We start from the raw sequence: 24,627 nt of genomic DNA, 5'->3' as shown, positions 1-24,627 counted from the left end.
CGCGGCCGCTTCCGCCCGTAGCGGGGCATTCCGGGCTGTTCGTGGCACGCGTACGTTCGAGCACCGGTCCGGGGTTCGGATGCGGGGGTGGGCCGGCCGGGTGACGATGGGGTACGTCGGCCCGTCGTTCTCCGCCGGGGAGGTCCCATGACCGCTTCCGCCACCGGGCGTTTCGATCCGGCGCGTGTCGCCCATCTGTCGGGGCGGTTCGCGCCCGTCACCGAGGAGGTGGACGAGGTCTCCCTCGTCGTGGAGGGGGAGCTGCCCGCCGACCTGGACGGCGTCTATCTGCGCAACGGCCCCAATCCGCGCTTCACCCCGATCGGCTCCTTCCTGTATCCGATCGACGGCGACGGGATGCTGCACGGCGTGTGGATCGAGGGCGGCCGGGCCCACTACCGCAACCGGTTCGTGCGCACCCCCGCCGTGGTCGCCGAGGAGCGGGCGGGCCGGGCGCTGTGGGGCGGGCTCGAGTCGATGATCACCCCGGACGAGCGGGAGGTCGGCCCGGAGCTGGCCCACACCTTCCGGGACCTGCCCGACATCAACGTGGTCCGGCATGCGGGCCGGCTGCTGGCGCTGGCCGAGGCGGGCTGCCCGTTCCGGATGACGCCGGAGCTGGAGACGGCCGGCCGGGAGACCTTCGGCGGCGCCCTGCCCGCCGGGATCACCGCGCACCCCAAGGTCGACCCGGTCACCGGTGAGATGGCGGTGTTCTGCTACGCGCTGGAGCCGCCGTATCTGACGTGGTCCCTGATCGGCCCGGACGGGACCGTGACCCGGGGTCCGGTGCCGCTCGACGGGGTCGACGAGCCGATGATGATCCACGACATGGCGCTCACCGCCCGCCATCTGGTGCTGGTCCTCGCCCCCGTCTTCTTCGACCTCTCCGCGGCGATGACCGGCGGCTCCCTGATCGACTGGCGCCCCGACGCGGGCACCCGCGTGCTGCTCATCCCGCGCGACGGCTCCCCGGTCCGCGAGGTGTCGGACGACGCCTTCTGGCTCTGGCACACCGTCAACGCCCACGACGAGACCGACGGCACGGTGGTGCTGGAGTACGTGCAGTGGTCGCGGCTGTCCCTCGGCGACTCCGGTGGCGGCCCGAACCGCAGCTCCCTGGTGCGGGCCGTGCTGGACCCGGCGACCGGCCGGATGCGGCGCACCACGCTGGACGACGCCCGCGTGGAGTTCCCGCGCGTCGACGACCGCCGGATCGGCGCCCGGCACGGGCAGGTGGCGGTCGCCTGGGACAGCGAGCGCTCCCCCGGCCTGCTGCCCGGCGAGTTCGACGCGCTGCGCTGGTACGACACCGGCGCGCCCGGCGCCCCGTCCCGCACCTGGCACGGCGGCGACCTCTCGGTGGGCGAGCCGACGTTCGCGCCCTCGCCGGGTCATGAGGGCGACGACCGGGGCCACTGGCTGGCCTTCGCCACCGACCGCACCGACGACACCGCCCATCTCCTGGTGTTCCCGGCGGAGGAACCGGAGAACGGTCCGGTGGCCCGCGTGCGTATCCCGGTCCGCGTGCCACTCGGCCTGCACGGGAACTGGCTGCCGACCGAGGAGTAGGCCGGGGACGTAGTCCACGCGGCCCAGTGGACGTCACCCGGTGTCCGGTTTGCCCGTAGCGTCGGAGGTGACCGACGGTCAGCTCGGCGGGTGCGGAGGCGAGGCGGGCGCGTGGTGGCTGGTGACGGGCGGCGGACGGGACGCGAGCGTTCCGGTCCGGGCGCGCGGGGCGCGGTGCCGGGCAGCCGTCCGGCGTACTCCGTGCGGCTGCCGTCGGTGACCCGGTCGATCCCGCGTACCTCCATGGCCGAGCGGACGGTGGGGTGGCTGCGGATCGCGGCGGCCTACTCGTGGCGGCTCATCCTGGTGGGGATCGTCGTCTGGGGCATCTTCAGCGTGCTGGGCCGCTTCCAGCTCATCGCCGTCTCGCTGTTCCTGGCGCTGGTCGTCACCTCGGTGCTGCGGCCGCTCGCCGATCTGCTGGACCGGTTCATGCCCCGGCCGTTGAGCGTGGCCGTCGCGCTGATCGGCAGCATCCTGCTGGTGCTGGGGCTGCTCGCGCTGGTGGGCAACGCGGTGGCGGGCGAGTCCACGCGGCTGAGCGGGGAGTTCCGGGGCGGGGTGCACCGGATCGAGGAGTGGCTGCGGCAGCCGCCGTTCCGGCTGAGCGCGGGGCGGCTGGCCGCGCTCCAGCAGGAGGTGACGGACTATCTCTCCCGGCACCGGGCCAGCCTGTTCAGCAGCGCGGTGTCCGGGCTCGGCCGGGTGGTGGAGGTGATCACGGGCGGGGCGCTGGCGCTGTTCGCCTCGGTGTTCTTCATCCACTCCGGGGAGAAGCTGTGGAGCTGGGTGAGTATCCGGCTGCTGCCGCGCGGGGCCCGGCCGAGGTGGGAGCGGGCGGGGCGGGCGGCCTGGCGGACCTTCGCCGGGTACACACGGGGCATCATCATCATCGCCGCGACCAACGCGATCCTGGTCGGCATCGTGCTGTTCGTCCTGCGGGTGCCACTGGCGCTGCCGCTGACCCTGCTGGAGTTCGTCGCCGCGTTCGTGCCCCTGGTGGGCTCGCCGGTGGCGCTCGGCGTGGCGACGGTCGTGGCCCTGGCCGGGCGCGGCCCGCTGACGGCCGCGGCGGTGCTGGTGCTCATCGTGGTCATCGGCCAGTTGGAGGGGCACGTCCTGCATCCGCTGGTGATGAGCTGGGCGGTGCGCCTGCATCCCCTGGTCGTCGCGGTCTCCGTCATCGCGGGCAGCATCGTGGCCGGGGTGATCGGCGCGGTGGTGGCGGTGCCGTTCGTCTCGGTGGTGTGGGCGGTACTTGGCGCCCTCCGGGCTCCTCCCCCGAGCTAGCTCGCCCTGCTGCCCAGCGCCACGCTGGCCTCCACTGCGTGCACGTCGGCGAGGACGCGGGTGTCGGCGGCGTCCGAGGCGAGGGCGAGGAGGAAGGCGGGGTGGTCGCCGGCGACCACGGTCAGCTCCAGGCGGGCGGTGCCGCCGTGGTGCGGGACGTCCAGGGCGACGGTGTGCGCGGGGCACCCGCCCAGTTCGGTGCGGCGGGACTCGGTGAGGGTGGGGGCGGCGTCGGGGAAGAAGAACGCGGCGTTGGAGCGGGCGGCGCCCTCGGCCGCCCGGCGCAGTTCGGCACCCGGCACGGGCCGCCCGGCGGCGCCGGTCAGTACGGTGGCGTCCTCGGCCGGGGTGGTGCCGTAGGCGCGGCTGATCCGGGAGGAGAAGGCGCCGAGCAACTGCCGGTCCGCCGCCGGGTCGTGGTGCCAGCCCTCGGGCACGGCGTAGGAGACGCCCGCACGGGTGTCGTTCACCCGGGGTCTGCCGCCCTCCTCGCCGGACCAGGAGAGCGCCGCCCCCGCGCACGCGACGGTCACGCCGAGCGCGGCCAGTCCCGCCCACGGCCGCGGTGCCGGGGTCTTCGGTGATCGCGTCGTCATGCCCTCAGCCTGCCCGACCGGGCGGAAGTACGCCTGAGTGCGGCTACTCAGAGGCCGCCGTCCTGAGTAGCGGGCCCCTCCGCGCTGAGTACCGGCGCTCACGTGCCCGGCGCCGGCCGGCCCGTAGCGTCGGGAGTGCCAAAGAGCGGCGGGAGCCGAGGGGTGGGGTCATGAGCGGGTACGGAGCGGTCGGGACACAGCAGCGGGGGTCGTGGCCGGTCGCCTATGTGGTGGTCGTCGGCGTGCTGGCTGCGGGCGGGGCGCTGCTGAACCTGCTGCTGTGCTGCCTCGCCATCTTCGCCACCGACGACTGCGGCATCCACCGCCCGGACCCGCTGCGCTGCACCGGCGGCGGGCTGCTGCTGATGTGGGGGCTGCCGTGGGCGGGCCTGGTGTGGGCGGTGGGCACGGCGCTCGCGGTCGCGGCCCGGCGGCGCGGATTCTGGCCGTGGTGCGGGCTGCCGCTGGGCGCGCTGGTGTACGCGGGCGGCCTGGCGCTGGCCTGGCGGGTGGTCGTCGCATGAGGGTGCGCGGGACGGCCCGTGGGCCGGGTCCCGCGCACGGTGGGGTGCCGGGGCGTCAGCCGTTGGCGAGGGCCCGCACCCTGGAGAGGGAGCCGTTGAACTTGTCGTGGTCGCCCACGGTCTTGCCGGAGGAGGTGTACTGCCACATGGTGTGCGTGGACCAGCCGGCCGGCAGGGTGCCGGGGGTGGAGGCGTAGCGGGCGATCCACAGCGGGTGGGAGGAGGCGAAGCCGGAGTAGTTGCCGGTGCAGTCCTTCCACCAGTTGGTGGCCGTGTAGATGACGGCGGAGCGGCCGGTACGGGCCTTGTAGCGGTTGAGGAAGTCCTTGATCCAGCTGACCATGCCGCTCTTGGACTTGCCGTAGCAGGACGCCCCGTAGGGGTTCCACTCGATGTCGAGGACACCGGGCAGGGTCCTGCCGTCCTTGGACCAGCCGCCGCCGTGGTCGACGAAGTAGTCGGCCTGGGCCTTGCCGCCGGTGGTGTCGGGGGTGGCGAAATGGTACGAGCCCCGGATCATGCCCGCGCTGTAGGGGCCGTTGTACTGCTGACCGAAGCTGGGGTTCTTGTAGTACGTGCCTTCGGTCGCCTTGGTGTAGGCCCACTTGGTGCCCGCACTCCACAGGGTGGACCAGGCGACGTTGCCCTGGTGGCTGGAGACGTCCACGCCCTCGGTCTGGGTCACCCGGAGGCCGGCGGACCGTTCACCGGCAAGCGGCGCGCCTCCGTCGTGGGCGCGTACGCCCACGCCCATGTAGGCGCTGCCGCGCGGGGCGGTCGGCCCGCCGGAGTGGGGCACGGCGGCGGGGGGCGACAGGAACAGGAGAAGGCCGGTCAGGACGCCGGTGAGACCAAGGCGTGAGCTGCGGCCGCTGGGGAGGAGTATGTCGCTTCGCACGTCATCCATCTGACCCGCCATCGGGCCGTCCCGCACGCGGGGTACCGCCGGGCGAAGGCGCTCCTTGGGCCATGCGGGTGGCCCGGCCGGGGGGGTGCCCCGGCCGGGCCGGCGGTGGCCGCAGGTCAGCCGTCGATGCGGTGCTGGGTCCAGAAGGAGGTGAGGTCGGTGCTGGTGGCGGCCTGGGCGGCGGCCTTGAACTCGGCGGTGGTGGAGACGCCGTACCAGTGGGCGGCGGCGTAGTCCTTCAGCAGCTTGGCCATCGCGGTGTCACCGAGGACGCGGCGCAGGTCGTGCAGGGCGCACTTGCCGTAGCCGTAGACGACGGTGGAGTACCGGGAGGAGTGGGCGTCCCAGTAGGCCATCGAGTTGGTGATCTTCTCGGCGCTGGAGGCCCAGGAGACGCTGCTCCAGCAGCCCGAGCCGGTCTTGCCCTGGGCGAGGTCGGTGGCGTAGTCGGTGAAGGACTCGTCCAGCCAGGGGGTGTTGTACTCGTCGTCGCCGACGATGCCGTACCACCACTGGTGGCCGATCTCGTGGGTGAGGGCGGTGGTGCTGACCAGGTCGAGGACGAAGCCGGGGTACTCCATGCCGCCGAACCAGAAGTTGTTGTCGAGGACCGCGTCCAGCTCGCCGTAGGGGTACGCCCCGAAGCGGCCCGCGTGGGCGTCGACGGCGCTCTTGGCGGTGCTGAGCATCGACTGGGCGTTGGCGGAGCTGATGCCGGAGACGGAGTAGACGTTGACCGGGACCCCGCCGGGCGAGGTGCCGGAGACCTTGCTGAACGGACCGGCCGCCCAGGCGAAGTCACGGACCTTGGAGGCGGTGGCGGTCGTCACCGTACGGCCGCTGCTGCCGGGGGTGTCGGTGGAGGTGCCGGTGGCCGGGACCAGCAGGCCGCTGGGGTGGTCCAGGGCGACCTTGAAGTCGGCGGCCAGCGAGTAGAAGGACTCGCCGTTGTTGGTGTACGGGTCCAGGTGCCAGCCGGCGCCGTCGCGGACCGCGAGGACGGGCAGCGCGTTGCCGATGAAGCTGAAGGCGCCGTCGTGGCCGAACCGGTCGGCGCCGTCCGGCACGGTGATGCCGAGGTCGAAGCCGATGGTGGCGCTCTGGCCCTGGGCCAGCGGGGCCGGCAGCGTGATCTTCAGCGCGGTGCAGGCCACGGAGAGGTCGCCCGCCGTGCCGCCGGTGACGTTGCTGACCTTGATGGGCGGCGCCGAGCACGTGCCGTGGTAGTTGTCCCACAGCCGGAGGTAGACCTCGCTGAGCGCGGTGGCCGAGGCGTTGGTGAAGGTGGCGCTCTGGTGGCCGTTCCACACCGTGCCCGTGCTGTCGCTGCTGAGGCTGACGGTGTAGGCGGGCGCGGCCGGGGTGCGTACCGAGTCGGCCGGGGGCGGGGTGGTGGTGCCCGAGGTGTCGAGCGCGATGTCGTCCAGGACGAAGCTGGTCTGGAGGCTGGAGTCCTCGGTGCCGGTGAAGGCGAGGTTCACGGTCTGGCCCGCGTAGGAGGAGACGTCGATCGTCTTGCGGACGTAGCCGGAGGCCCGGTCGAGGTTGGAGTACGTGGCGAGCGTGGTTGCGCCGACCTTGGCGGTGAGCTTGTCGTAGGCCGTGGACGAGGTGGTCTCGGCGGTGTCGACATGGAGATAGAAGCTGAGCGTGGCGGTGGTGCAGCCGCCCGGCACGGTGACGCTCTGGGTGAGCGTGTCGGTGCGGGTACGGCCGGTGCCGTCGAGCCAGGCGAACGAGGTGCCGCCGTGGGCGCTCTGGCCGCTGCGGCTGGTGACGAGCCCCGAGGGGGACTCGGTCCAGGGTGAAGTGCCGTTCTCGAAACCGCCGTTGACGACCGACTGGGCCGGGGTGCACGCGTCGGCGGCCGTGGCCTCGGGCTGGGCGGCGGTGGCGGGGAGGGAGAGGGCGATCAGGGCGGCGGCGGTGAACACGCCGGTGGCGAGCGCCCGGTGGGGGGTGGGTCTCACACGCTACTCCTTTGGCGGCGGCCGGGGTCCGGCCTGCTCGGTGGCCGGAGCCGGGCGGGGTACGCCGGTGCGGCCGTGGGGCGGGGCTGCGCGAGCACTGCGCCACGCCCCTGCGGGCGTGGCTGCCGAAAGAGTGACAGATTTGACCAGGGCATGCCAGATGGTCGGCCGGGGCGCCGGCACCGCCGGGTGAGCGGCACCGGGGCCGGGCGCGGTCAGGCGGCGCGCAGCTCCATGAAGACCGCGCGCAGCCGGGTACCGTCCGGGCCGGGCCAGCCGGTCGCGACATGGCCGACCGCGCCCTCGGGACAGCCGGGCATCTCCGTGCCGGGGACCGGGCGCAGGACGCGGTGGACGCGCAGCACGGTGTCGTGCGGCGCGGGCAGGCCGGTGCCGTCGGCGTCGTCGACGGGGGCCGGGGTGTGCGGGGCCGACGGGAGGGGTTCGCCGGTGTGGGAGCGGGTGACCTCGTGGTCGGGGGTGTCGGTGACGCTCTGCGCCACGGCCGGGGCGGTGCCGCCGATCAGGGCGAGCAGTTCGGTGGTCAGCACCGGGTCGTGGCAGCCGTCGTAGACCCAGCGCTTGCCCAGGACGCCGTGTTCCGTGGTGCCGATCAGGGCGTCCTCGGCCCCGGCGAGGGGCGCGCCCCGGTAGGTGAGCGGGGCCAGGTAGGCGGTGGGCTCGGGGGTGGAGCGGTCGGTGACCACCATGAACTCGATGCCGACCTCGCCCGCCGGGTCGTCCAGCCGGAAGCCTCCGGTCCGCTCCAGCTCGGGCGCGCCGGAGCCCCGGTACCAGGGGCGGGTGGGGAGCCAGGAGGTGAGGAGTTCGACCTTGGTCGGGGTGAGGGTGGTCTTGTGGATGACGGCCATCGAGCGGTGCCCCTCTGCGTACGGTGACGGAACCTCTGGAGACCTCTGGAGTCTTCCACACCGGTACCGGGACAACTGTGACCTGCGGTGCGGCAGTTGACGTGGTCCGGCTTCTGGTCGTGGGGGCCGGCCCGGAGGTATACAAGGCCGGTCGAGGGCGCGGGGAGCGCCGGGCCGGAAGCGAGGGGGACGAACTCATGGCGCGTGGCGGAGAGACGGCGAGAAGGCGTCGGCGGGCGGCGCTGGGGGCGGTGCTCGGCGGCTGCGCCCTGGTCGCCGGTTCGGTGGTCCCGGCGGCTGCGCAGCCCCACGGCCACGGCACGGAGTACGTGGCGCTCGGGGACTCGTACACCTCGGGGCCCCTGATACCGGACCAGGTGGACGCCAACTGCGCCCGCTCGAACCGGAATTACCCCTCGCTGGTGGCCGCCGGGAAGGGAGCGGAGACCTTCAAGGACGTGAGTTGTTCCGGCGCGACGACCGCCGAGATGTGGCGGGCGCAGGGGAGCAACGGTCCCCAGCTGGACGCGCTGGACCGGGGCACCGACCTGGTCACGGTGCAGATCGGCGGCAACGACGTCGGCTTCGGCTCGATCATCGCCACCTGCGCCCGCCTCGGCGCCACCGACCCGGCGGGCAACCCCTGCGAGCGCTCGTACCGGGCCGCCGGATACGACGAGTTGACGGCCGCCGCCGCCCGTACCGCGCCCAAGGTCGACCGGGTGCTGCGGGCCGTGCGCGCGCGGGCGCCGCACGCCCGGGTGCTGCTGGTCGGCTACCCGGACCTGCTGCCCGACGACGGCTCCGGCTGCTTCCCCGACGTGCCCTTCGCGCGCGGCGACTTCCCGTACCTGCGGGACACGGGCAAGCGGGTCAACCTGATGCTGCGCCTGGTCGCGGCCTGGAACCGGGTGGAGTACGTGGACACCTACGGGCCCACGGTCGGGCACGACATGTGCAAGGCGCCCGGCACGCGCTGGATCGAGCCGCTCCGGCCGGCCTCCCCCGCCGCGCCCGCCCATCCCAACGCGCAGGGCGAGGCGGCGATGGCGCGGGCGGTGCTGGCGCGGCTGGACCGGGGACACGGCCGGCACTGACCGGCCGCGCCCCGTACGGGGCTCAGTCGCCGAGCGCCCCGAGGACGACGCCCTGGGCCTCCTCCTGCACCCGCGCGAGGTGGTCCGGGCCGAGGAACGACTCGGCATACACCTTGTACACGTCCTCGGTGCCCGAGGGGCGGGCGGCGAACCAGGCGTTGGCGGTGGTGACCTTGATGCCGCCGATGGGGGCGCCGTTGCCGGGCGCCTCGGTGAGGACGGCGGTGACCTCCTCGCCGGCCAGGGTGTCGGCGGTGACCTGGGCCGGGGACAGCTTGCCGAGCAGCGCCTTCTGTTCGCGGGTCGCCGGGGCGTCGATGCGGGCGTAGGCGGGCTCGCCGAACCGCTCGGTGAGGCCGGCGTAGTGCTCGGAGGGGGTGCGGCCGGTGACGGCGGTGATCTCGGAGGCGAGGAGGGCGAGGAGGATGCCGTCCTTGTCGGTGGTCCACACCGAGCCGTCCCGGCGCAGGAAGGAGGCGCCCGCCGACTCCTCGCCGCCGAAGCCGAGGTCCCCGCCGAGCAGGCCGTCCACGAACCACTTGAAGCCGACCGGCACCTCGACGAGCCTGCGGCCCAGGTCACCGGCGACCCGGTCGATCATCGTGGAGGAGACCAGGGTCTTGCCGATGCCCGTCGACTCCGGCCACTGGTCGCGGTGGCGGTAGAGGTAGTCGATGGCGACGGCGAGGTAGTGGTTGGGGTTCATCAGCCCGGCGTCCGGGGTGACGATGCCGTGCCGGTCGGCGTCGGCGTCGTTGCCGGTGGAGATGCCGAACCGGTCACGCCGCTCGATGAGCGAGGCCATCGCGTACGGGGAGGAGCAGTCCATGCGGATCTTGCCGTCCCAGTCCAGCGTCATGAAGCGCCAGGTGGGGTCGGCGTGCGGGTTGACCACGGTCAGGTCGATGCCGTGCTCGTCGGCGATGCGGCCCCAGTAGCCGACGGAGGCGCCGCCGAGCGGGTCGGCGCCGATGCGCAGGCCGGAGTCCCGGACCGCATCCAGGTCCAGCACGCTGGGCAGGTCGCGGACGTAGGCGCCGAGGAAGTCGTACCGGCCGGTGGTGTCGGCGGCGAGCGCGCGGGCGTAGGGGACGCGGCGTACGTCCTTCAGGCCGCCCGCGATGATCTGGTTGGCGCGGTCCTGGATCCACGAGGTGGCGTCGGAGGGGGCCGGGCCGCCGCTCGGGGGGTTGTACTTGAAGCCGCCGTCGGCGGGCGGGTTGTGCGAGGGGGTCACGACCACGCCGTCCGCGAGGCCGGTCGTACGGTCCCGGTTGTGGGCGAGGATGGCGTGCGAGACGGCCGGGGTGGGGGTGTAGCCGTCCTCGCTGTCAACGAGCACGGTGACGCCGTTGGCCGCGAACACCTCCAGCGCGGTGACCTTCGCGGGCTCGGAGAGGGCGTGGGTGTCGGCGCCGAGGAAGAGCGGGCCGTCGATGCCCTGCGCGGCGCGGTGTTCACAGATCGCCTGGCTGGTGGCGGCGATGTGGTCCTCGTTGAACGCGGCCGCCAGGGACGAGCCCCGGTGCCCCGAGGTGCCGAAGGCGACCCGCTGGGCGGGGTCGTCCAGGTCCGGGTGCAGGGCGTAGTACGCCGTGACCAGGCGGGCCACATCGACAAGGTCCTCGGGACCGGCCGGACGGCCGGCTCGCTCGTGCGCCATGGGTCCGCTCCTCCGCATCAGTACTTCCTAGAACGCTGCCTCTTCGAACGCTCGAAGCCATTTTGGCTCGTCAGGCCCCCTACGAGCGAACGCACCCAGCCACCCCGCCCCACCGACGGGTAGCCCACGTCCGGTTTCATCTGCCCAAGGGGGCGGGTGTGCAAGCATGCGGGGCGCGAGGGGCCGGAGGGGGAAACGTGATCACTGGGGATGCTCTGCTGCTGCGACCGTGGCGGGAGGCGGACGCGGCGGAGCTGGTGCGGGTACAGCGGGGCGACGCGGCGCTGCGGCGCTGGACGGGGGCGGCCGTGGACGACGAGGCGGCCGCGCTCGCGTGGATCGCCGGGCAGGCGCGGGGATGGGAGACGGGCGACCGGCTGGGGTTCGCCGTCGTGGCGGCCGACGCCCGCAACTGCGCTGCGGAAGAAGGAGAGTTGCTCGGTCACATCGCGCTCAAGGACGTCCTCTCGGGGGACGGCCGGGCCGAGGTCGGTTACTGGACGGCCGCGCGGGCGCGGGGCCGGGGCGTGGCCCCGCGCGCGCTGACGGCGTTGACCGGGTGGGCCTTCGGGCGGGGGCTTACCCGGCTGGAGCTCCTGCACGAGATGGACAACACGGCGTCCTGCCGGGTGGCGCTCAAGAGCGGCTACGAGCGGGCCGGGGTGCTGCCCGCCGCGCCGCCGGAGTTCCCCCTCGACGGGTGCCTGCACGCCTGCCGTCCGGGTGCCTAGGGAAGGATGGCGTCCACGTAGCCGCCGTCGACGCGGAGGGCGCCGCCGGTGGTGGCGGAGGCTTGGGGGGAGCTGAGGTAGACGACCATGTTGGCGATCTCCTCGGGCTCGATCAGGCGCTGGATGAGGGACTGGGGGCGGTAGTCACGCATGAAGACCCGCTGGGCCTCGTCCCAGGGGAGGTTCTTGTCGACGAGTTCGTAGACGAAGTCCTCGACGCCCGCGGTGTGGGTGGGGCCGGCGATGACGGAGTTGACGGTGACGCCGGTGCCCGCGGCCTTCTTGGCGAAGCCACGGCCCACCGCGAGCAGGGCGGTCTTGGACATGCCGTACTGGATCATCTCGGCCGGGATGACGATGGCCGAGTCGCTCGCGATGTACAGCACCCGGCCCCAGCCGCGCTCCGTCATGCCGGGGAGGTAGAGCCGGGTCAGCCGGACGGCCGCGAGGACGTTGATCTCGAAGTACCGGCGCCACTCGTCGTCGGTGAGTTCCAGCGGGTCGGCGGTGCCGAAGATGCCGAGGTTGTTGACGAGGATGTCCACCTCGGGCAGCTCGCGCAGCAGTTGCCGGGCCCCCTCCTCGGTGGACACGTCGGCGGCGGCCGCGACGAACTCGGCGTCCGGGGCCTGCTCGGCGAACTCGGCGATGCTCGCGGAGACACGCTCCCTGTCGCGGCCGTTGACGGCGACGCGGGCACCGGCGCGGGCGAGGCCCAGCGCGATGGCCGCGCCGATGCCCTGTGTGGAGCCGGTGACCAGGGCGGTGCGTCCGGTCAGATCGATGTGCATGGGGCGGGGGCTTCCTTCCGGTACGGGTGCGCCCAGTGTGCGGGGGCGGGGCGCGGGGGACGCAGAAGCGGCGTCCACCCGCGTGTTCACCCCTCCCCCGCGGCCGCTTCCCCGTATCCGGCCGGGAAGCCCCGGTACCGGTCCGTCAGTTCAGCTTGAACTTCTGCGCGGCGGCGCCGTTGCAGTCCCAGATCTGGAGCCGGGTGCCGTTGGCGGTCGTGCCGTTCGGCGCGTCCAGGCAGCGGCCGGACTGGGGGTTGCGCAGCGAGCCGTCGGCCTGCTGCTCCCACTTCTGGCCCCCGGCCCCGTTGCAGTCCCACAGCTCCACCTGGGTGCCGTTGGCCGTGCCGTTGCCGTTGATGTCCAGGCAGCGCCCGAGGGTGGAGAGCGCGGTGTCGGAGCGGTGGAACCAGTGCTGGTCCACGGACCAGGTCTGGCAGTCCCAGAGCTGTACGGCCGTGCCGTTGACCCCGGAGTCGTCGGCGGCGACGTCCACACACTTGCCGCCGGGCGCGGCGACGGGGGCTCCGCCGTTGACGGAGAACTTCTGCGCGGCCGAGCCGTTGCAGTCCCAGATCCGCAGCCGGGTGCCGTTGGTGGAGGTGCCGTTGGGGGCGTCGAGGCAGCGGCCGGACTGGGGGTTGCGCAGCGAGCCGTCGGTCTGCTGGACCCACTTCTGCCCGCCGACCCCGTTGCAGTCCCACAGCTCGACCTCGGTGCCGTTGGCCGTGCCGTTGCCGTTGATGTCGAGGCAGCGGGAGATGGTGCCGAGGGAGGTGTCCGGGTTGTGGGTCCAGTGCTGGTCCTCGGCGTAGGTCTGGCAGTCCCAGAGCTGTACGGCGGCGCCGTTGACCCCGGTGTCGTCGGCGGCGACGTCGACGCACTTGCCGCCGGGGCCGGTGATGGTGCCCTGGGGCCCGTTGGGCACGTCGGTCCGGCCGGAGTAGCCGGCCGCGACGACGTTGGCCTGCACCGCGTTCTCGGCGGCGTCGGAGGGATAGCCGGAGACCATGGCGCCCTCGAAGAAGGTGCCCATGTTCCAGTTGCTGTTGTCCCCGCCGGTGCCGAGGATGATCCCGCCCTCCTGCTGCATGGGCCGGTAGCCGCCGCGCGAGGGCAGCGCGCCGTCCCACCAGGTGCTCAGGGAGCCGGTCTGGGAGTTGCCGCCCTTGAGGGCGTACCGGGTCTGGCCGTCGTTCTTCAGCACGGCGGTGACGTAGGTGCTGCTGTTGCCCCGGTTGGCGAGGTTGGAGCCGTTGTCGCCCTGGAACATGCCGTTCTCCAGGTCGGCCTCGACCCAGGGGCCGTTACCGGTGCAGGGGGCGAAGTAGCAGGTGGTGGCGATGGAGACGGCGTCCATGTGGCCGTTGCCGGTGTCGGCGGGGGTGCGCTCGGCGTTGCCGTAGTCGAAGCAGCAGGCGGAGCCGACGTGGGTGCCGCTGGCCACCATGTAGACGCCCTCGGGCTGGCCGTTGACCGCGACGCCGGAGGCGGCGCCGTTGGAGCGGTAGCCGACGCCGGGTGAGATCCAGATGCCGTAGACCTTGTGGCCGCCCGCGGTGACGGCCAGTTCGCTCGCGTCGGCGGCGCGGTCGGCGCCCATCCCGGCGGTGCCGGCCGGGCCGGGGTTCAGGTCGTTGTGGCGGCTGGTCTGGTCGTAGATCTTCGTCATGCGACAGGTGGTACCGCCGCAGAAGGTGTCCTGACGGCCCGCGTCCGCGTAGCCGCCGGTGGCCAGGAGGCCGATGTCGGTGGCGGCGCCGTCCGAGGCGCGGGTGACCCGGTACAGCGGCCCGTTGTAGCCGGCGAACAGCGCCCGGATCGTGCTGTGCGCGGCGACGCAGGGGGTGCCGGCGGCGGCGTAGATGTCGCAGGGCGCCGACCCGGCGGCCTGGGCGGGCGCGCTCAGCCCGGCGAGGGCGCCGAGCAGCAGGGCGAGTACGGACAGGACGGCCCCGAGGCGCCCGCGAAGACCTGGTGACACGGCGGATCTGAATGCGCGCATCGTCTGCTCCTTCGGCCGGCCGCGTGGTGGGGAGACGGAGTCGGTGACTCCTCACGGCCGCTCGGGAACGTACGAAGCGCGATCGAACACGTCAAGATTTGTTGCTTCAGACTTGCCCAGGGTTTTGCCTGTGTGGTGATTTGTTGCTTTGGCCGGGACCGCTGCGCGGACGGCGCTCAGTTTCCGCCCAGCAGCCCCCGCATCGTCGCCAGGTCCGCGTCCTCCTGGGTTTCCCGGGTGCGGGGGCCGCAGGCGCGGAGGAGGCGGGTGAAGTCGGCGGCGGCGGCCGTGATGCGGGCGCCGAGGGCCGCGCCGTCCTGGGTACCGAAGTCGCTGGTGGCGGCGTAGACGGGGCGCGGGGAGACGATCGCGTGGAGGTAGGAGAACATCGGGCGCAGCGCGTGTTCGAGGACGAGGGAGTGCCGCTCGGTGCCGCCGCTGGCCGCGATGAGGACGGGCATGTCGGAGAGGGTCTCCTCCGGGAGCACGTCGAAGAACGACTTGAACAGGCCGCTGAAGGACGCGTTGAAGGCGGGAGTCACCGCGATGACGCCGTCCGCCCCGGCGATGGTCTCGAAGGCGGTGTCCAGCGCCTCGCCGGTGAAGCCGGTGAGCATCGCGTCCATGATGGGGTGGGCCAGCGGGCGCAGTTCGACGAAGGACAGCTCCACCGGCTCTCCCTGCGCCTCGAGTTCATGGGTGACCGCCGCCGCCAGCCGGTCCGCGAGGAGCCGGGTGGAGGAGGGCTCGCGCAGCCCGCCCGTGATGATCGTGATCTTCATCGCGCCTCCGCGTCGCCTTCGTCGGTCGCGTCCGCGCGTGCGCGCAGCAGCGAGGCGTGGGTGGGGGCGGCCGGGGTGTCCGCGGGCCGGTCCTTGGCGAACTCCCGCCGCAGCACCGGGACGACCTCCTCGCCGAGCAGGTCGAGCTGTTCCAGGACGGTCTTCAGCGGGAGCCCGGCGTGGTCGATGAGGAAGAGCTGGCGCTGGTAGTCCCCGACGTACTCGCGGAAGCCCAGCGTCTTCTCGATCACCTCGGCCGGTGAGCCCACGGTGAGCGGGGTCTGCCGGGTGAACTCCTCCAGCGAGGGCCCGTGCCCGTACACCGGGGCGTTGTCGAAGTAGGGCCGGAACTCCTTCACCGCGTCCTGGCTGCTTGCCCGCATGAACACCTGGCCACCGAGCCCGACAATGGCCTGTTCCGGGGTGCCGTGGCCGTAGTGCGCGAACCGGCGCCGGTAGAGGCTGACGAGCTGTCGGGTGTGGGAGGCCGGCCAGAAGATGTGGTTGGCGAAGAAGCCGTCCCCGAAGTAGGCGGCCAGTTCGGCGATCTCGGGGGTGCGGATGGAGGCGTGCCAGACGAAGGGCGGTACGTCGTCCAGCGGGCGCGGCGCGAGGGTGAAGCCCTGGAGCGCGCTGCGGAACTTGCCCTCCCAGTCGACGGTCTCCTCACGCCAGAGGCGGCGCAGCAGTTCGTAGTTCTCCACCGTGAGCGGGATGGCCTGGCGGATGTCCTGGCCGAACCAGGGATACACCGGGCCGGTGTTGCCCCGGCCCAGCATGACGTCGGTGCGGCCGCCGGAGAGGTGCTGGAGCACGCTGAAGTCCTCGGCGATCTTCACCGGGTCGTTGGTGGTGATCAGGGTGGTGGAGGTGGAGAGGATGATCCGCTCGGTCTGCGCGGCGATGTACGCGAGCAGGGTGGTCGGCGAGGACGGCACGAAGGGCGGGTTGTGGTGCTCGCCGGTGGCGAAGACGTCGAGCCCGACCTCCTCCGCCTTGCGCGCGACGGCCACGGTCGCCCGGATGCGCTCCGCCTCGGTGGGGGTACGGCCCGTGGTGGGGTCGGGGGTCACGTCCCCGACGGTGAAGATGCCGAACTGCATCCCGGCCGCGCCGGTCGTTTCGGTCGACGCCATGCTGGGCTCCTTCAGACGCTTTGTGGAACCGGCGTACTGAGGTGGGGTTTCCCGTCTTCGTGTCCCGCAATCGTGTCACGCCGGGTGCGATCCGGCACGGGCGGGAAGGAGGCGGGGCTCCGGGGCCCGTGGGAGAATCGGTGGGTGTGCGGTCGTACGACTGTCATGCCGGAAATCAGGCGATACGGGCGCTCGGTACAGGCGCTGCGGACCCGGCGTCGTACGGCCGTCGAGAACATGTGGATCGATCCACCGGGAGGCTCCCGTGAGCGAACGTCCCGAGGCGTGGCCGGTGCTGGACCACGCGGAACTGGGCCCCATGATCGAGTACGTGAACCGGGTGGTTCAGGTCGCGGGCAAGTATTCGCTGGACGACCCCTTCGAGGTCGGCTGGGGCAACATCGTGCTGGAGGTGTCCCCGCGCGGGCTGCGCACACCGGTGTTCCGGCGGAACGGGGTGACCTTCGCGGTGCACTACCGGCTGCTCGACGGTGTCGTGGTGATCGAGGCCGACGGCGCCTCGCGGACGCTGTCGCTGGGGCGGACCTCGGTCGCCGACTTCTACACGGCGTTCTGCGAGGCCGCGGCCAAGCTGGGCATCCCGCACCCGCGCAGCGCGCTGATCTGCGAGATCCCCGCCGCCCCGCCGAACTTCGAGGACGACCGGACCGAGCGGGTGTGGGACGCGCACTCGGCGCGGCTGATGTGGGAGGCGTTCGACCTCGCGGCGGGCGGCCTGGAGGCGTGGCAGGCACCGTTCCTCGGGCACCGGCCGCGCGTCGGTGTGATGTGGGGCGGGTTCGACCTGTCGGCGACCCGCTGGCGCCCGAAGCGTACGGACCCCGGGCCGAAGGGGCCGCCGTTCATGCGCAACGCGCAGCTGCACGAGTACGTGTCGGTGGGGTTCTCCTTCGACAACACCCACGGCGACGGCACCAGCCCGCTGGACATCGGGATGTACGCCTACATCTGGCCGCAGCCGGACGGCCTGGAGGGCCGTTCCTGGGGGGTCGAGGGCGCCGACTGGCACCCGGACCTGGGTCTCGCGCTGCTGCCGTGGCAGAACCTGCGCCGGCTGCCGGACCCGCACGGGGCGATCGTCAGGTTCGGCGACGCCGTGTACGAGGCGGCCGTGCGGACCTCGGGCTGGCCGACGGATCTGGTCGGGCCGCGGGTCGACGGCTGGTACATGAGTGAGCACCAGCCGTCCGAACACGCCGAGCACGTGGGGCGGCAGGGCTGAGCGGACCGGGCGCGCCGGGGATCAGCCGCGCTGGTCCCCGGCCGCCGGCGGTTCGAGCCGCCGGTTCTCCGCCAGCAGCTCGTCGTACTTGTGGGACAGCTCCTCGTACCGTGCCTCGGCATCGGGGTCGTCGGAGTCACGCTTGCGGCGGCTCAGGACATACAGCACGACCGGTCCGGTAATCATCGAGACGACCGGGATCAGCGCCCACCACGGCATGGTTGTTCCTCCCCTGCGCGGCCGCCTCGGGAGGGCGCCGCGCCACTTCACCGGGAGGGTATGCCCTGGCAGGGCGCTCGCCAACACCGCTCGGCGCAAAAGCCTCCGTGTTCCCCGCTCGTCATCAGGTGTTTCGCGCCAACCACTGGACGGACCGGCCGGTTCGCTTCTAAGTTCCCGTCTCAGCAGATCACTTGTTCACGTCCTCCACCCCAGGTGTGAACAAGTGCCCTGTCATGCCAGGCAGTTGCTGCATCACTCACCGTGCGATGCGAAAGGCTGTGGTGAAGACCGGACTTCCCGCGCCCCATGGCGCCCTTCCTGATCAGCAGGCCACCGCGGCGCATCCGGGCCGCCCCCGCTTCCAGGTCCTCGGCCTGCTCGCCATCACCGACGGTCACGAGACCGTCGTCCTCCAGCCCTCCAAACCGACCTCACTGCTGGCAGCCCTCCTGCTGCACCCCGGTGCCGTGGTCTCCGGCGAGCTGCTCCAGCGCGTGGTGTGGGGCGACCGTCCGCCGTCCGGCGGGAGATCGGCCCTGCACACCTGTGTTCTCCGACTGCGCCGTCTGTTTTCCAAGTACGGGGTCGCCGACCACGCCATCGAGGCGGTGCCCGGCGGCTACCGGCTCCAGGCGGACGCCGAGACCCTGGACCTCCTCCACTTCCGCGACCTGCTCGGCCGGGCCTCGGCCGGTGACGACCCGGAGTCCGCGCTGCGGCTGGCGCGGGCGGCGCTGGGACTGTGGAAGGGGCCGCTGCTCGGCAACGTCCACTCCGACGAGCTGCACCGCGACCACGTACCGCGCCTGGCCGAGGAACGGCTGCTCGCGGTGGAGCGGGTCTTCGACGGCGAACTGCGCCTGGGCAGGCACCGGGAGATGATCGCCGAGGCCCGCGAGGCGGTACGCGGCCAGCCCGGCCACGAGGGGCTGTCGGCGCTGCTCATCGAGGCGCTGTACCGCTCGGGCCGCCGGGCCGAGGCGCTCGCGGAGTACCGCCGTATCCACGCCCATCTCACCTCCGAGCTGGGGGTGGAGCCGGGTGCGGCGCTGCGCGGTCTTCAGCTGGCGGTGCTGCGCGGCGAGCCGTACGGCGGGCGCCCGGCGCTGCCCGCGTCCGGTGTACCGCCCTCGGGGTCCGCCGGGGCGTCGTCCGCGCTGGAGCGGGCCTCTCCCCCGGCGCCTGGCGCGCTGGTGCTGCGCGCACTGGTGGACGCCGGGCTGCTGGAGGAGGACCCGTCGGGCCGCTACCGGGTCCACGACCTGCTGCGGCTCTTCGTCCAGGCGGCCGGCACCAGCCTCCCGGCCACCGCACCGCACGATCCGGCGCCGAAGTCCCCACCCGCCGCCGGCTGACCGCTCCCCCGCTCTTCACGGAGGTTAGACAGCATGGCCCCTGCTCCCTCGTCCCACGAGGAGATCGCCCGTTCGCGGCCGCGTATCCGCCGGGACGTCCTGTTCACCCGCACCCCGGACGGGGTGCTGTTCCACAACGCGCACGGTGGCTTCAACGTCGTCACCCAGTCCGCGTACCGTTTCGCCGCGCTGATCGTGCCCCATCTCGACGGCGAGCGCCGGGTCGAGGAACTCTGCGCCGGCCTGGGGGACAAGCAGCGCGACATGGTGGTCCGACTCGTGCGCGCACTCTACGCGCGTGGTTTCGCCCGGGATGCCGGACCAAGACCCACGGACGTAACTTTGTCACCGCAGGTGACGGCGCGTTTCGCCCATCAGCTCGACTATCTGGACCATTACGCCGACGACGCACACGGCAGGTTCGCCCGGTACCGGGACACCCGCGTGGCGGTGCTCGGGGACGACGAGATGGCGGGGTGGGCCGCGCTGGGCCTGCTGCGCAACGGCTGTGCCACGGTGGCCGTCACGGTCGAGGACGCGGCGGAGGGCGCCCTCGACCGTGAGCCCCGGGACACGGCCGGTCTGGCAGCGGAGGTCGCGGAACTCACCGGGGCGGGCTGCGCGCCCACGCTGGCCAGGCTGGCCGGGGGCATCCTCGGCTGGGCCGACCTGGACGGCTGGGACACCGTGCTGGTGACCGGGGCGGGCGCGCCCGCGCAACTGCTGCGGCTGCTCTCGGAGGGTGTGCCCGAGGGGCGGCGGCTGCTGGGCGCGTGGACGTTCGGGGAACGGGCGGTGGTCGGGCCGGTGATGACGGCCGGGACGCCGGGCTGCTGGTCCTGCGCCGCGCTGCGGCTGGGCGCCGGTTCGGACGCCGCCGACAGCGCCGACCTGTGGTCCGGCCTCGGTCCGGCCGCGCCGCTGGGGACGCCCGCGCGGGTGCCGACGGGGCCGCTGGCGGGGATGCTCGGCAACCTGCTGTCGTTCGAGGTGTTCCGGCTGGTGACGGAGGCGCTGCCCGCCGAGACCCGTAACCAGGTCGTCGTGCAGGACCTCAACTCCCTGGACGTACTGGCCGAACCGCTGCTGCCGCACCCCCGCTGCCGGTTCTGCGCCCCCGGTGAAACCAAGGCCCCGGACGGGGCCGCCCTGCGGGTGCCGCACGCGGACGACGAGCCGGCACTGCTGCCCGCCGACGGCCCGGCGGACGAGGCGGCGGCCAAGGGGGCGCTGGCCGCGCTGGAGCTGCGGGACGTCCTGGTCCGCGAGGCCGCCGGGGTGTTCGGCGGCTACGCCGACGACGACTGGGAGCAGACCCCGCTGAAGGTGAGCACCGTACGCCTGGGCGTCTCCCCCGGCCGGGTGCGCGAGGTCTCCGCGATCGACGTGCACCATGTGGCCGGGGCCCGGCTCGCCGCCCTGTTCCGGGGCGCGGAGGTGTACGCGGAGCATGTGGTGCCGCCCCGGACGGGCGGCGAGGGCAGCCGGGTCGCGCCGGCCGAACTCGCCCTGTCCGGCGGACTGGAGACACCCGTGGCACAGGTGACCGCCTGGTCGGAGGCGACCTCGCTGCTGGACGGGCGGACCGTGCTGGTGCCCACGGGCGCGGTGCGCACCCTGGGCGGCTGGAACGACCAGGGTCTCTTCGAGCGCACCTCGGCCGGTACGGGCGCGGCGGGCACTCCCCGCGCGGCTCTGGCCCGCGCCCTGCGCTCCGCGCTGGCCCACGACGCCCTGCGCCGGGCGGTCCGCAGGGAAGCGCCCGTACGGCTGGTGGACCTCGATTCCCTCACCGATGACGCCGAGTTGCTGTTCCTGCTGCGCTCGGCGGAGAACCTGGGCGCCACGGTGGAGGTGCTGGACCTGACCGAGGGGGTCACCGCGCTGCCCGTGGCCCTGGCCCGCCGCACCGACCCGGAGAGCGGGGAGGTGCGCTGGGCGCCGGGCAGCGGCCTGCGTCCGCGCGAGGCGGTGCTGGAGGCGCTGCGCGATCTGCTCGGCGCGGAGCAGCTGCGGCGGGCCGGGGCCGAGCCGGACCTCGGCGACCCGCTGTGGGCCGACCTGGAGGCGGCGGCCCTGGTCCCCGAGGGCGAGCCGGCGCCGCTGCGGGCGGACGGGGCCGACTGGGCCGGGGTGCTGGACGCGCTCGCGGCGGCCGGGCGCGACGCGTTCGCGGTGCCGGTGGCGGCGCCGGACCTGGCGGCGGGCGAGATCCACGCCGTGCGCGTGCTGCTCACCCGTGGCGGGTCCGGTGCCCACTGAGACGGAGGCGGCGCCGGTCGCCGTCGACGCGCCCTGGGACCTGGTGTGCGCACGGCTGACCGCCGCGCTCGCCTCCCGTGTCCCGGGCCGGCCCGCCGTGGTCACCGCGCTCGGTGTCCGCGACGAACTGGGCGCATCCACAGCGGAGTTCATCCCGGGCGCGATCCCCGTCGGCCTCTACGGGCATCACGCCGTGGTCGGCCCGGTCGCCCCCGTCGGCGGCCGTGGCTGTCCACGCTGTCTGGCCCGGCGCTGGCAGGCGGTGCGGGCCGGGTTCCTGCGGGACGCGCTGGAGCGGGGCGGGCCGACCCGGGCGACCGGGACCCCGCCGTGGGAGGCCGGCTTCGTGGTGGACGCGCTGGCCGCGCTCGTCTCGGCGGCCGCCGCGCACCCGCCTGCCGTACGGCATCCGTGGGTGTGGCTGCTGGACCTGGAGACGCTGCGGGTCGCCCGGTTCCCGCTGGTGCCGGACGGTGAGTGTCCGGGCTGCGCGGACCGCCCGGACGACACGGCCGAGGGTGCCCGCATCGCCCTGGAGCCCGCCCCGGAGCACACGCCGGGCAGCTTCCGTACCCGGCCGCTCGCCGCGTACGACCTGCCGCTGGAGGCGTTCGCCAACCCGGTGACCGGGATGCTCGGGCCCTCCGTGGCGCCCGATCTGACCTCGGCGTCCACCTCGTCGGCGGTCGGTGCCTTCACCACCCGCTCCGGCGCCTATCTGCGCGAGTGCTACTGGGGCGGCCACACCGGGGCGTACGGCACCAGTGTGCGGGTCGGGCTGCTGGAGGGGCTGGAGCGGTACGCGGGGATGCGGGCGCGGGCCCGGCGCCCGGTGGTCACGGCCACGCTGGAGGAGCTGGGCGACACGGCGGTGGACCCCCGGGTCACCGGGCTGTACCCGGACACCTTCGACGCGGACGCGGTCGGCGCGCCCCGCTTCGCGCCGGACCGGCCCGTGCGGTGGGTCTGGGGCTGGTCGCTGCGGGACACCCGGCCGGTACTGGTGCCCGAGGTGGTCGCGTACTACCACGCGCCGGGCGGCATCCGGCGCCGGTTCGTGCAGGAGAGCTCCAACGGCTGCGCCTCGGGCGGGAGTCCGGCCGAGGCCGTGCACCACGGGCTGATGGAGACCATCGAGCGCGACGCCTTCCTGCTGGCCTGGTTCGGCCGGGCCAGGCTGCCCGAGATCGACCCGGCGAGCAGCACCCGGCCCGCGACCCGCGCGATGGTGGACCGGCTGGCGATGTACGGGTACCGGGCGCGGTTCTTCGACACCCGGATCAGCTTCCCGGTGCCGGTGGTGACCGCCGTCGCCCAACGGGTGGACGGCGGGCCGGGGCTGCTCTGCTTCGGCGCGGGCGCCTCCCTCGACCCGGAGGACGCCCTCGCCGGCGGGCTGTGCGAGATCGCCACCGACTCGGTCAACCTGCGCCGCCGCACCGCCCGCGAGGAGCGGCGGCTGCGCCGGATGGCGGCCGACTTCGACGAGGTGCGGGTGCTGCACGACCATCCGCTGCTGTACGGGCTGCCCGAGATGGGCCCGTACACCGACTTCCTGCTGCGCGGCCGGGACGACGGTGAGCGCGTGCCGCTCGCCTCGCTCGCCCCGGACCGCCCCCGGCCCCGCCCGGCGGATCTGCGCGCGGACGTGGAGGCGGTCGTGGCGGAGGTGACCGCGCGCGGCTTCGACGTGGTCGTGGTGGACCAGACGGCGCCGGAGCAGCGGGAGTCGGGGCTGAGCACGGCCAAGGTGCTGGTCCCCGGCCTGCTCCCGATCGACTTCGGCTGGAGCCGCCAGCGCGGCCCGTGGCTGCCCCGTACCCGTACGGCGCTGCGGGAGGCCGGGCTGCGGACGGCGGATCTGCTGCCCGACGACTGCAATCCGGCCCCGCACCCCTTCCCCTGACCGCCCCCGCGGCTGTCCGCACCAACGACATCCCGGGCGCCCGGCCCGAACCGCAGGGCGCCCGCCACAGACGAGCTGACTAGGGAGTGACCATGGGATACGCCCATGAGTACGCGACCGCGGTGATGCGGCGGGGCAGGGTCCCCATGGAACCGGCCGACTTCGTGCCCGACTGGTCCGACCGGCCCCGCAAGGGCAAGTACTTCCCCGGCGCGCCCTCCTTCCCGCTGCCCGACGGCGGCTGCGCGGAGGACGCCACGCTGGGCCGGGGCCTGTTCGGCGAGCCGGGCACGGGCGCGTTCACGCTGCCCCTGCTGGGCGCGATGCTCCGGGACTCATACGGGCTGACCGGACGCCGGCTGGCCGTACAGGCCAACACGGACCTGGGTTCGCTGCCCTTCCACACCCACGCCAACTGGTCGCGCGGCACCGCCTCGGGCGGCGGCCTGTACCCGATCGGCGTGCACTGGGTGAGCGGCGCGAGCGGCCCGCTCACCCCGGGCGTCTACTACTACGACACCCCGCAGCACCGTCTGAGCCGGCTGCTGTCGGGCGATGTGACCGGCGAACTCCGGTCCGCCCTGGGCGGCTTGGCGGAGGCCGACACCGACCAGTTCCTGGTGCTCGGCGTGACCTTCTGGCAGAACGCGTTCAAGTACAACAGCTTCTCCTACCACGCCGTGACGATGGACATCGGCGCCCTGCTGGAGACCTGGCGGATGTGGGCGCGGGCGCACGGACTGCGGCTGGACACCGCTCTGTGGTTCGACGAGCCGCGCGTCGGGCGCCTGCTGGGGCTGGACCCCTCCGAGGACGGGGTGTTCGCCGTGGTGCCGCTGCGCTGGGCCGCGCCCGCACCGCAGACGGCCGCACCCGAGACGCCGGGGGCGGCGGTGCGGCGGGTGCCGGACGAGCGTTCGCGGCGGACGCTGACCTTCCCGACCCTGGGCCGGGTGCACGAGGCCACGCTGGCGGGCGCCGCCGACCGGCCCGCCCCCGGCCGGCTGGACCCGGCCCTCGCGGCTCCGGCGGGGGACGGCGAGCGGGTGCCGCTGCCCGGTCCGGCGCCGCTGGACACCACCGTGCGGCGGGCGCTGCGGGAACGGCGCAGCAGCTTCGGCCGGTTCAGCGCGGGTGAGCCGCTGGACCCGGCCAAGCTGGCGGTGACACTGGCCGCCGCCGTCACCGCCGCCACCCTGGACAGCGACGTGGAGACTCCGGGCGGGGCTCCGCTGACCCGGTTCCACGTCTTCGTCAACCACGTCCGTGACGTACCGCCGGGGCTCTACGAGTACGACCGGGGGACCGGCGGGCTGGTGCTGCTGAAGTCCGGCGAGTTCGGGGCGTTCCTCCAGGAGAACTACTTCCTGGCCAACTACAACCTGGAGCAGGCGGCCGCCGTGCTGGTTCCGGTGGCGCGTACGTACGCGGTGCTGGACGCGGTCGGCGACCGGGGACTGCGGCTGGTCAACGCCGCCGTGGGCGCCATCGCCCAGGCCGTCTACACCGCCGCCTCAGCCGCCGGGACCGGCTGCGGGGTCGCGCTGGGCTTCGACTGCGTGTCGTACGCGGAGGAGTTCGGGGTGGCCGGCCGGGGCGAGGTGCCGCTGCTGATCATGATGATCGGCGAGGAGCGGCCCCGGCCCGCCGACTACCGCTACGACATCGTCGCCCCATGACCCGCCCGACCGACCGCCTCCTGC

Annotated in this window: 20 protein-coding genes; 10 read left to right on the top strand and 10 right to left on the bottom strand. The window is 73.5% G+C overall.

The window, feature by feature from the left end; genetic code table 11:
* The first annotated feature begins 147 nt into the window (after positions 1 to 147).
* Complete coding sequence (locus tag D0Z67_RS28630; protein WP_031179514.1) at positions 148 to 1,572, top strand: carotenoid oxygenase family protein; 1,425 nt, start codon at positions 148 to 150, stop codon at positions 1,570 to 1,572.
* 111 nt (positions 1,573 to 1,683) lie between these two features.
* Complete coding sequence (locus D0Z67_RS28625) at positions 1,684 to 2,862, top strand: AI-2E family transporter (protein WP_382850542.1); 1,179 nt, start codon at positions 1,684 to 1,686, stop codon at positions 2,860 to 2,862.
* Here D0Z67_RS28625 and D0Z67_RS28620 read toward each other — a convergent pair.
* Positions 2,859 to 3,458: a hypothetical protein gene (locus D0Z67_RS28620; RefSeq protein WP_131589725.1), complete on the bottom strand. Its 600-nt coding sequence runs from the start codon at positions 3,456 to 3,458 to the stop codon at positions 2,859 to 2,861. The genes D0Z67_RS28625 and D0Z67_RS28620 overlap by 4 nt on opposite strands.
* 170 nt (positions 3,459 to 3,628) lie before the next feature.
* On the opposite strand from D0Z67_RS28620, the gene D0Z67_RS28615 reads away from it, so the two are divergent.
* Positions 3,629 to 3,982 (top strand): hypothetical protein, encoded by a 354-nt coding sequence (locus tag D0Z67_RS28615; RefSeq protein WP_131589724.1) that lies wholly within the window; start codon positions 3,629 to 3,631, stop codon positions 3,980 to 3,982.
* Between the two features lie 55 nt (positions 3,983 to 4,037).
* Here the strand turns inward: D0Z67_RS28615 and D0Z67_RS28610 are convergent, their stop codons facing one another.
* The 3 genes from D0Z67_RS28610 to D0Z67_RS28600 all read right to left on the bottom strand — a co-directional run bounded on the left by D0Z67_RS28610 (position 4,038) and on the right by D0Z67_RS28600 (position 7,731).
* Positions 4,038 to 4,889 carry a lysozyme gene (locus tag D0Z67_RS28610; RefSeq protein WP_078873060.1) on the bottom strand — a complete coding sequence of 284 codons (852 nt, stop codon included), beginning with the start codon at positions 4,887 to 4,889 and terminating at the stop codon, positions 4,038 to 4,040.
* A 116-nt stretch (positions 4,890 to 5,005) separates the two neighbouring features.
* Positions 5,006 to 6,859: a M1 family aminopeptidase gene (locus D0Z67_RS28605; protein WP_031179509.1), complete on the bottom strand. Its 1,854-nt coding sequence runs from the start codon at positions 6,857 to 6,859 to the stop codon at positions 5,006 to 5,008.
* Between the two features lie 215 nt (positions 6,860 to 7,074).
* Positions 7,075 to 7,731 (bottom strand): maltokinase N-terminal cap-like domain-containing protein, encoded by a 657-nt coding sequence (locus tag D0Z67_RS28600; protein ID WP_031179508.1) that lies wholly within the window; start codon positions 7,729 to 7,731, stop codon positions 7,075 to 7,077.
* A 197-nt stretch (positions 7,732 to 7,928) separates the two neighbouring features.
* Here D0Z67_RS28600 and D0Z67_RS28595 point away from each other — a divergent pair, with 197 nt between their 5' ends.
* Positions 7,929 to 8,828: an SGNH/GDSL hydrolase family protein gene (locus D0Z67_RS28595; protein ID WP_031179507.1), complete on the top strand. Its 900-nt coding sequence runs from the start codon at positions 7,929 to 7,931 to the stop codon at positions 8,826 to 8,828.
* Between the two features lie 22 nt (positions 8,829 to 8,850).
* Here D0Z67_RS28595 and pgm read toward each other — a convergent pair whose 3' ends face one another.
* Entirely contained in the window at positions 8,851 to 10,491 is a 1,641-nt protein-coding gene (gene pgm / locus D0Z67_RS28590; RefSeq protein WP_031179506.1) for a phosphoglucomutase (alpha-D-glucose-1,6-bisphosphate-dependent), read from the bottom strand.
* A 197-nt stretch (positions 10,492 to 10,688) separates the two neighbouring features.
* On the opposite strand from pgm, the gene D0Z67_RS28585 reads away from it, so the two are divergent.
* On the top strand, positions 10,689 to 11,222 hold the full coding sequence (locus tag D0Z67_RS28585) for a GNAT family N-acetyltransferase (protein ID WP_031179505.1): 534 nt from the start codon (positions 10,689 to 10,691) through the stop codon (positions 11,220 to 11,222).
* Here the strand turns inward: D0Z67_RS28585 and D0Z67_RS28580 are convergent.
* From D0Z67_RS28580 to D0Z67_RS28565, 4 genes are all read right to left on the bottom strand, one after another.
* Positions 11,219 to 12,013, bottom strand: coding sequence for an SDR family NAD(P)-dependent oxidoreductase (locus tag D0Z67_RS28580; protein ID WP_031179504.1), 795 nt, complete (start codon positions 12,011 to 12,013; stop codon positions 11,219 to 11,221). The two genes, D0Z67_RS28585 and D0Z67_RS28580, sit on opposite strands and share 4 nt — an antisense overlap.
* Before the next feature lie 145 nt (positions 12,014 to 12,158).
* Positions 12,159 to 14,018, bottom strand: coding sequence for an arabinofuranosidase catalytic domain-containing protein (locus D0Z67_RS28575; protein ID WP_051887471.1), 1,860 nt, complete (start codon positions 14,016 to 14,018; stop codon positions 12,159 to 12,161).
* Between the two features lie 176 nt (positions 14,019 to 14,194).
* The gene (locus tag D0Z67_RS28570) at positions 14,195 to 14,800 is read right to left on the bottom strand and encodes a CE1759 family FMN reductase (protein ID WP_037774330.1); all 606 of its coding nucleotides are present in this window, start codon (positions 14,798 to 14,800) and stop codon (positions 14,195 to 14,197) included.
* A complete protein-coding gene (locus D0Z67_RS28565) occupies positions 14,797 to 15,903 on the bottom strand; it encodes an LLM class flavin-dependent oxidoreductase (protein ID WP_031179501.1) in 1,107 nt (368 codons plus the stop codon). Before D0Z67_RS28565 ends, D0Z67_RS28570 begins: the two co-directional genes overlap by 4 nt.
* Positions 15,904 to 16,201: 298 nt before the next feature.
* Between D0Z67_RS28565 and D0Z67_RS28560 the strand changes: the two genes are divergently transcribed.
* Entirely contained in the window at positions 16,202 to 17,179 is a 978-nt protein-coding gene (locus D0Z67_RS28560) for a DUF5996 family protein (protein ID WP_031179500.1), read from the top strand.
* Positions 17,180 to 17,200: 21 nt separating this feature from the next.
* On the opposite strand, the gene D0Z67_RS28555 is transcribed toward D0Z67_RS28560, so the two are convergent.
* Positions 17,201 to 17,398, bottom strand: a complete 198-nt coding sequence (locus D0Z67_RS28555) for a hypothetical protein (RefSeq protein ID WP_031179499.1) — start codon at positions 17,396 to 17,398, stop codon at positions 17,201 to 17,203.
* Positions 17,399 to 17,667: 269 nt separating this feature from the next.
* Between D0Z67_RS28555 and D0Z67_RS28550 the strand changes: the two genes are divergently transcribed.
* From D0Z67_RS28550 to D0Z67_RS28535, 4 genes are all read left to right on the top strand, one after another.
* On the top strand, positions 17,668 to 18,756 hold the full coding sequence (locus D0Z67_RS28550) for an AfsR/SARP family transcriptional regulator (RefSeq protein WP_107059504.1): 1,089 nt from the start codon (positions 17,668 to 17,670) through the stop codon (positions 18,754 to 18,756).
* A gap of 33 nt (positions 18,757 to 18,789) precedes the next feature.
* The gene (locus tag D0Z67_RS28545; RefSeq protein WP_031179497.1) at positions 18,790 to 21,018 is read left to right on the top strand and encodes a TOMM precursor leader peptide-binding protein; all 2,229 of its coding nucleotides are present in this window, start codon (positions 18,790 to 18,792) and stop codon (positions 21,016 to 21,018) included.
* Complete coding sequence (locus D0Z67_RS28540; protein WP_031179496.1) at positions 21,008 to 22,924, top strand: TOMM precursor leader peptide-binding protein; 1,917 nt, start codon at positions 21,008 to 21,010, stop codon at positions 22,922 to 22,924. Before D0Z67_RS28545 ends, D0Z67_RS28540 begins: the two co-directional genes overlap by 11 nt.
* Before the next feature lie 92 nt (positions 22,925 to 23,016).
* On the top strand, positions 23,017 to 24,603 hold the full coding sequence (locus tag D0Z67_RS28535; RefSeq protein WP_031179495.1) for a nitroreductase family protein: 1,587 nt from the start codon (positions 23,017 to 23,019) through the stop codon (positions 24,601 to 24,603).
* Positions 24,604 to 24,627: the final 24 nt, after the last annotated feature.

The sequence above is a fragment of the Streptomyces seoulensis genome (assembly GCF_004328625.1).
GTDB classification, from domain to species: Bacteria; Actinomycetota; Actinomycetes; order Streptomycetales; family Streptomycetaceae; genus Streptomyces; species Streptomyces seoulensis.
This window is presented reverse-complemented; position numbering and strand designations above follow the sequence as displayed.

Coding starts and splice junctions, on each gene's coding strand:
- D0Z67_RS28575 (WP_051887471.1), bottom strand. CDS start 14,018: ATGCGCGCATTCAGATCCGCCGTGTCACCAGGTCTTCGCGGGCGCCTC.
- D0Z67_RS28565 (WP_031179501.1), bottom strand. CDS start 15,903: ATGCAGTTCGGCATCTTCACCGTCGGGGACGTGACCCCCGACCCCACC.
- D0Z67_RS28555 (WP_031179499.1), bottom strand. CDS start 17,398: ATGCCGTGGTGGGCGCTGATCCCGGTCGTCTCGATGATTACCGGACCG.
- D0Z67_RS28595 (WP_031179507.1), top strand. CDS start 7,929: ATGGCGCGTGGCGGAGAGACGGCGAGAAGGCGTCGGCGGGCGGCGCTG.
- D0Z67_RS28615 (WP_131589724.1), top strand. CDS start 3,629: ATGAGCGGGTACGGAGCGGTCGGGACACAGCAGCGGGGGTCGTGGCCG.
- pgm (WP_031179506.1), bottom strand. CDS start 10,491: ATGGCGCACGAGCGAGCCGGCCGTCCGGCCGGTCCCGAGGACCTTGTC.
- D0Z67_RS28535 (WP_031179495.1), top strand. CDS start 23,017: ATGGGATACGCCCATGAGTACGCGACCGCGGTGATGCGGCGGGGCAGG.
- D0Z67_RS28620 (WP_131589725.1), bottom strand. CDS start 3,458: ATGACGACGCGATCACCGAAGACCCCGGCACCGCGGCCGTGGGCGGGA.
- D0Z67_RS28630 (WP_031179514.1), top strand. CDS start 148: ATGACCGCTTCCGCCACCGGGCGTTTCGATCCGGCGCGTGTCGCCCAT.
- D0Z67_RS28570 (WP_037774330.1), bottom strand. CDS start 14,800: ATGAAGATCACGATCATCACGGGCGGGCTGCGCGAGCCCTCCTCCACC.
- D0Z67_RS28550 (WP_107059504.1), top strand. CDS start 17,668: ATGCGAAAGGCTGTGGTGAAGACCGGACTTCCCGCGCCCCATGGCGCC.
- D0Z67_RS28545 (WP_031179497.1), top strand. CDS start 18,790: ATGGCCCCTGCTCCCTCGTCCCACGAGGAGATCGCCCGTTCGCGGCCG.
- D0Z67_RS28580 (WP_031179504.1), bottom strand. CDS start 12,013: ATGCACATCGATCTGACCGGACGCACCGCCCTGGTCACCGGCTCCACA.
- D0Z67_RS28600 (WP_031179508.1), bottom strand. CDS start 7,731: ATGGCCGTCATCCACAAGACCACCCTCACCCCGACCAAGGTCGAACTC.
- D0Z67_RS28610 (WP_078873060.1), bottom strand. CDS start 4,889: ATGGATGACGTGCGAAGCGACATACTCCTCCCCAGCGGCCGCAGCTCA.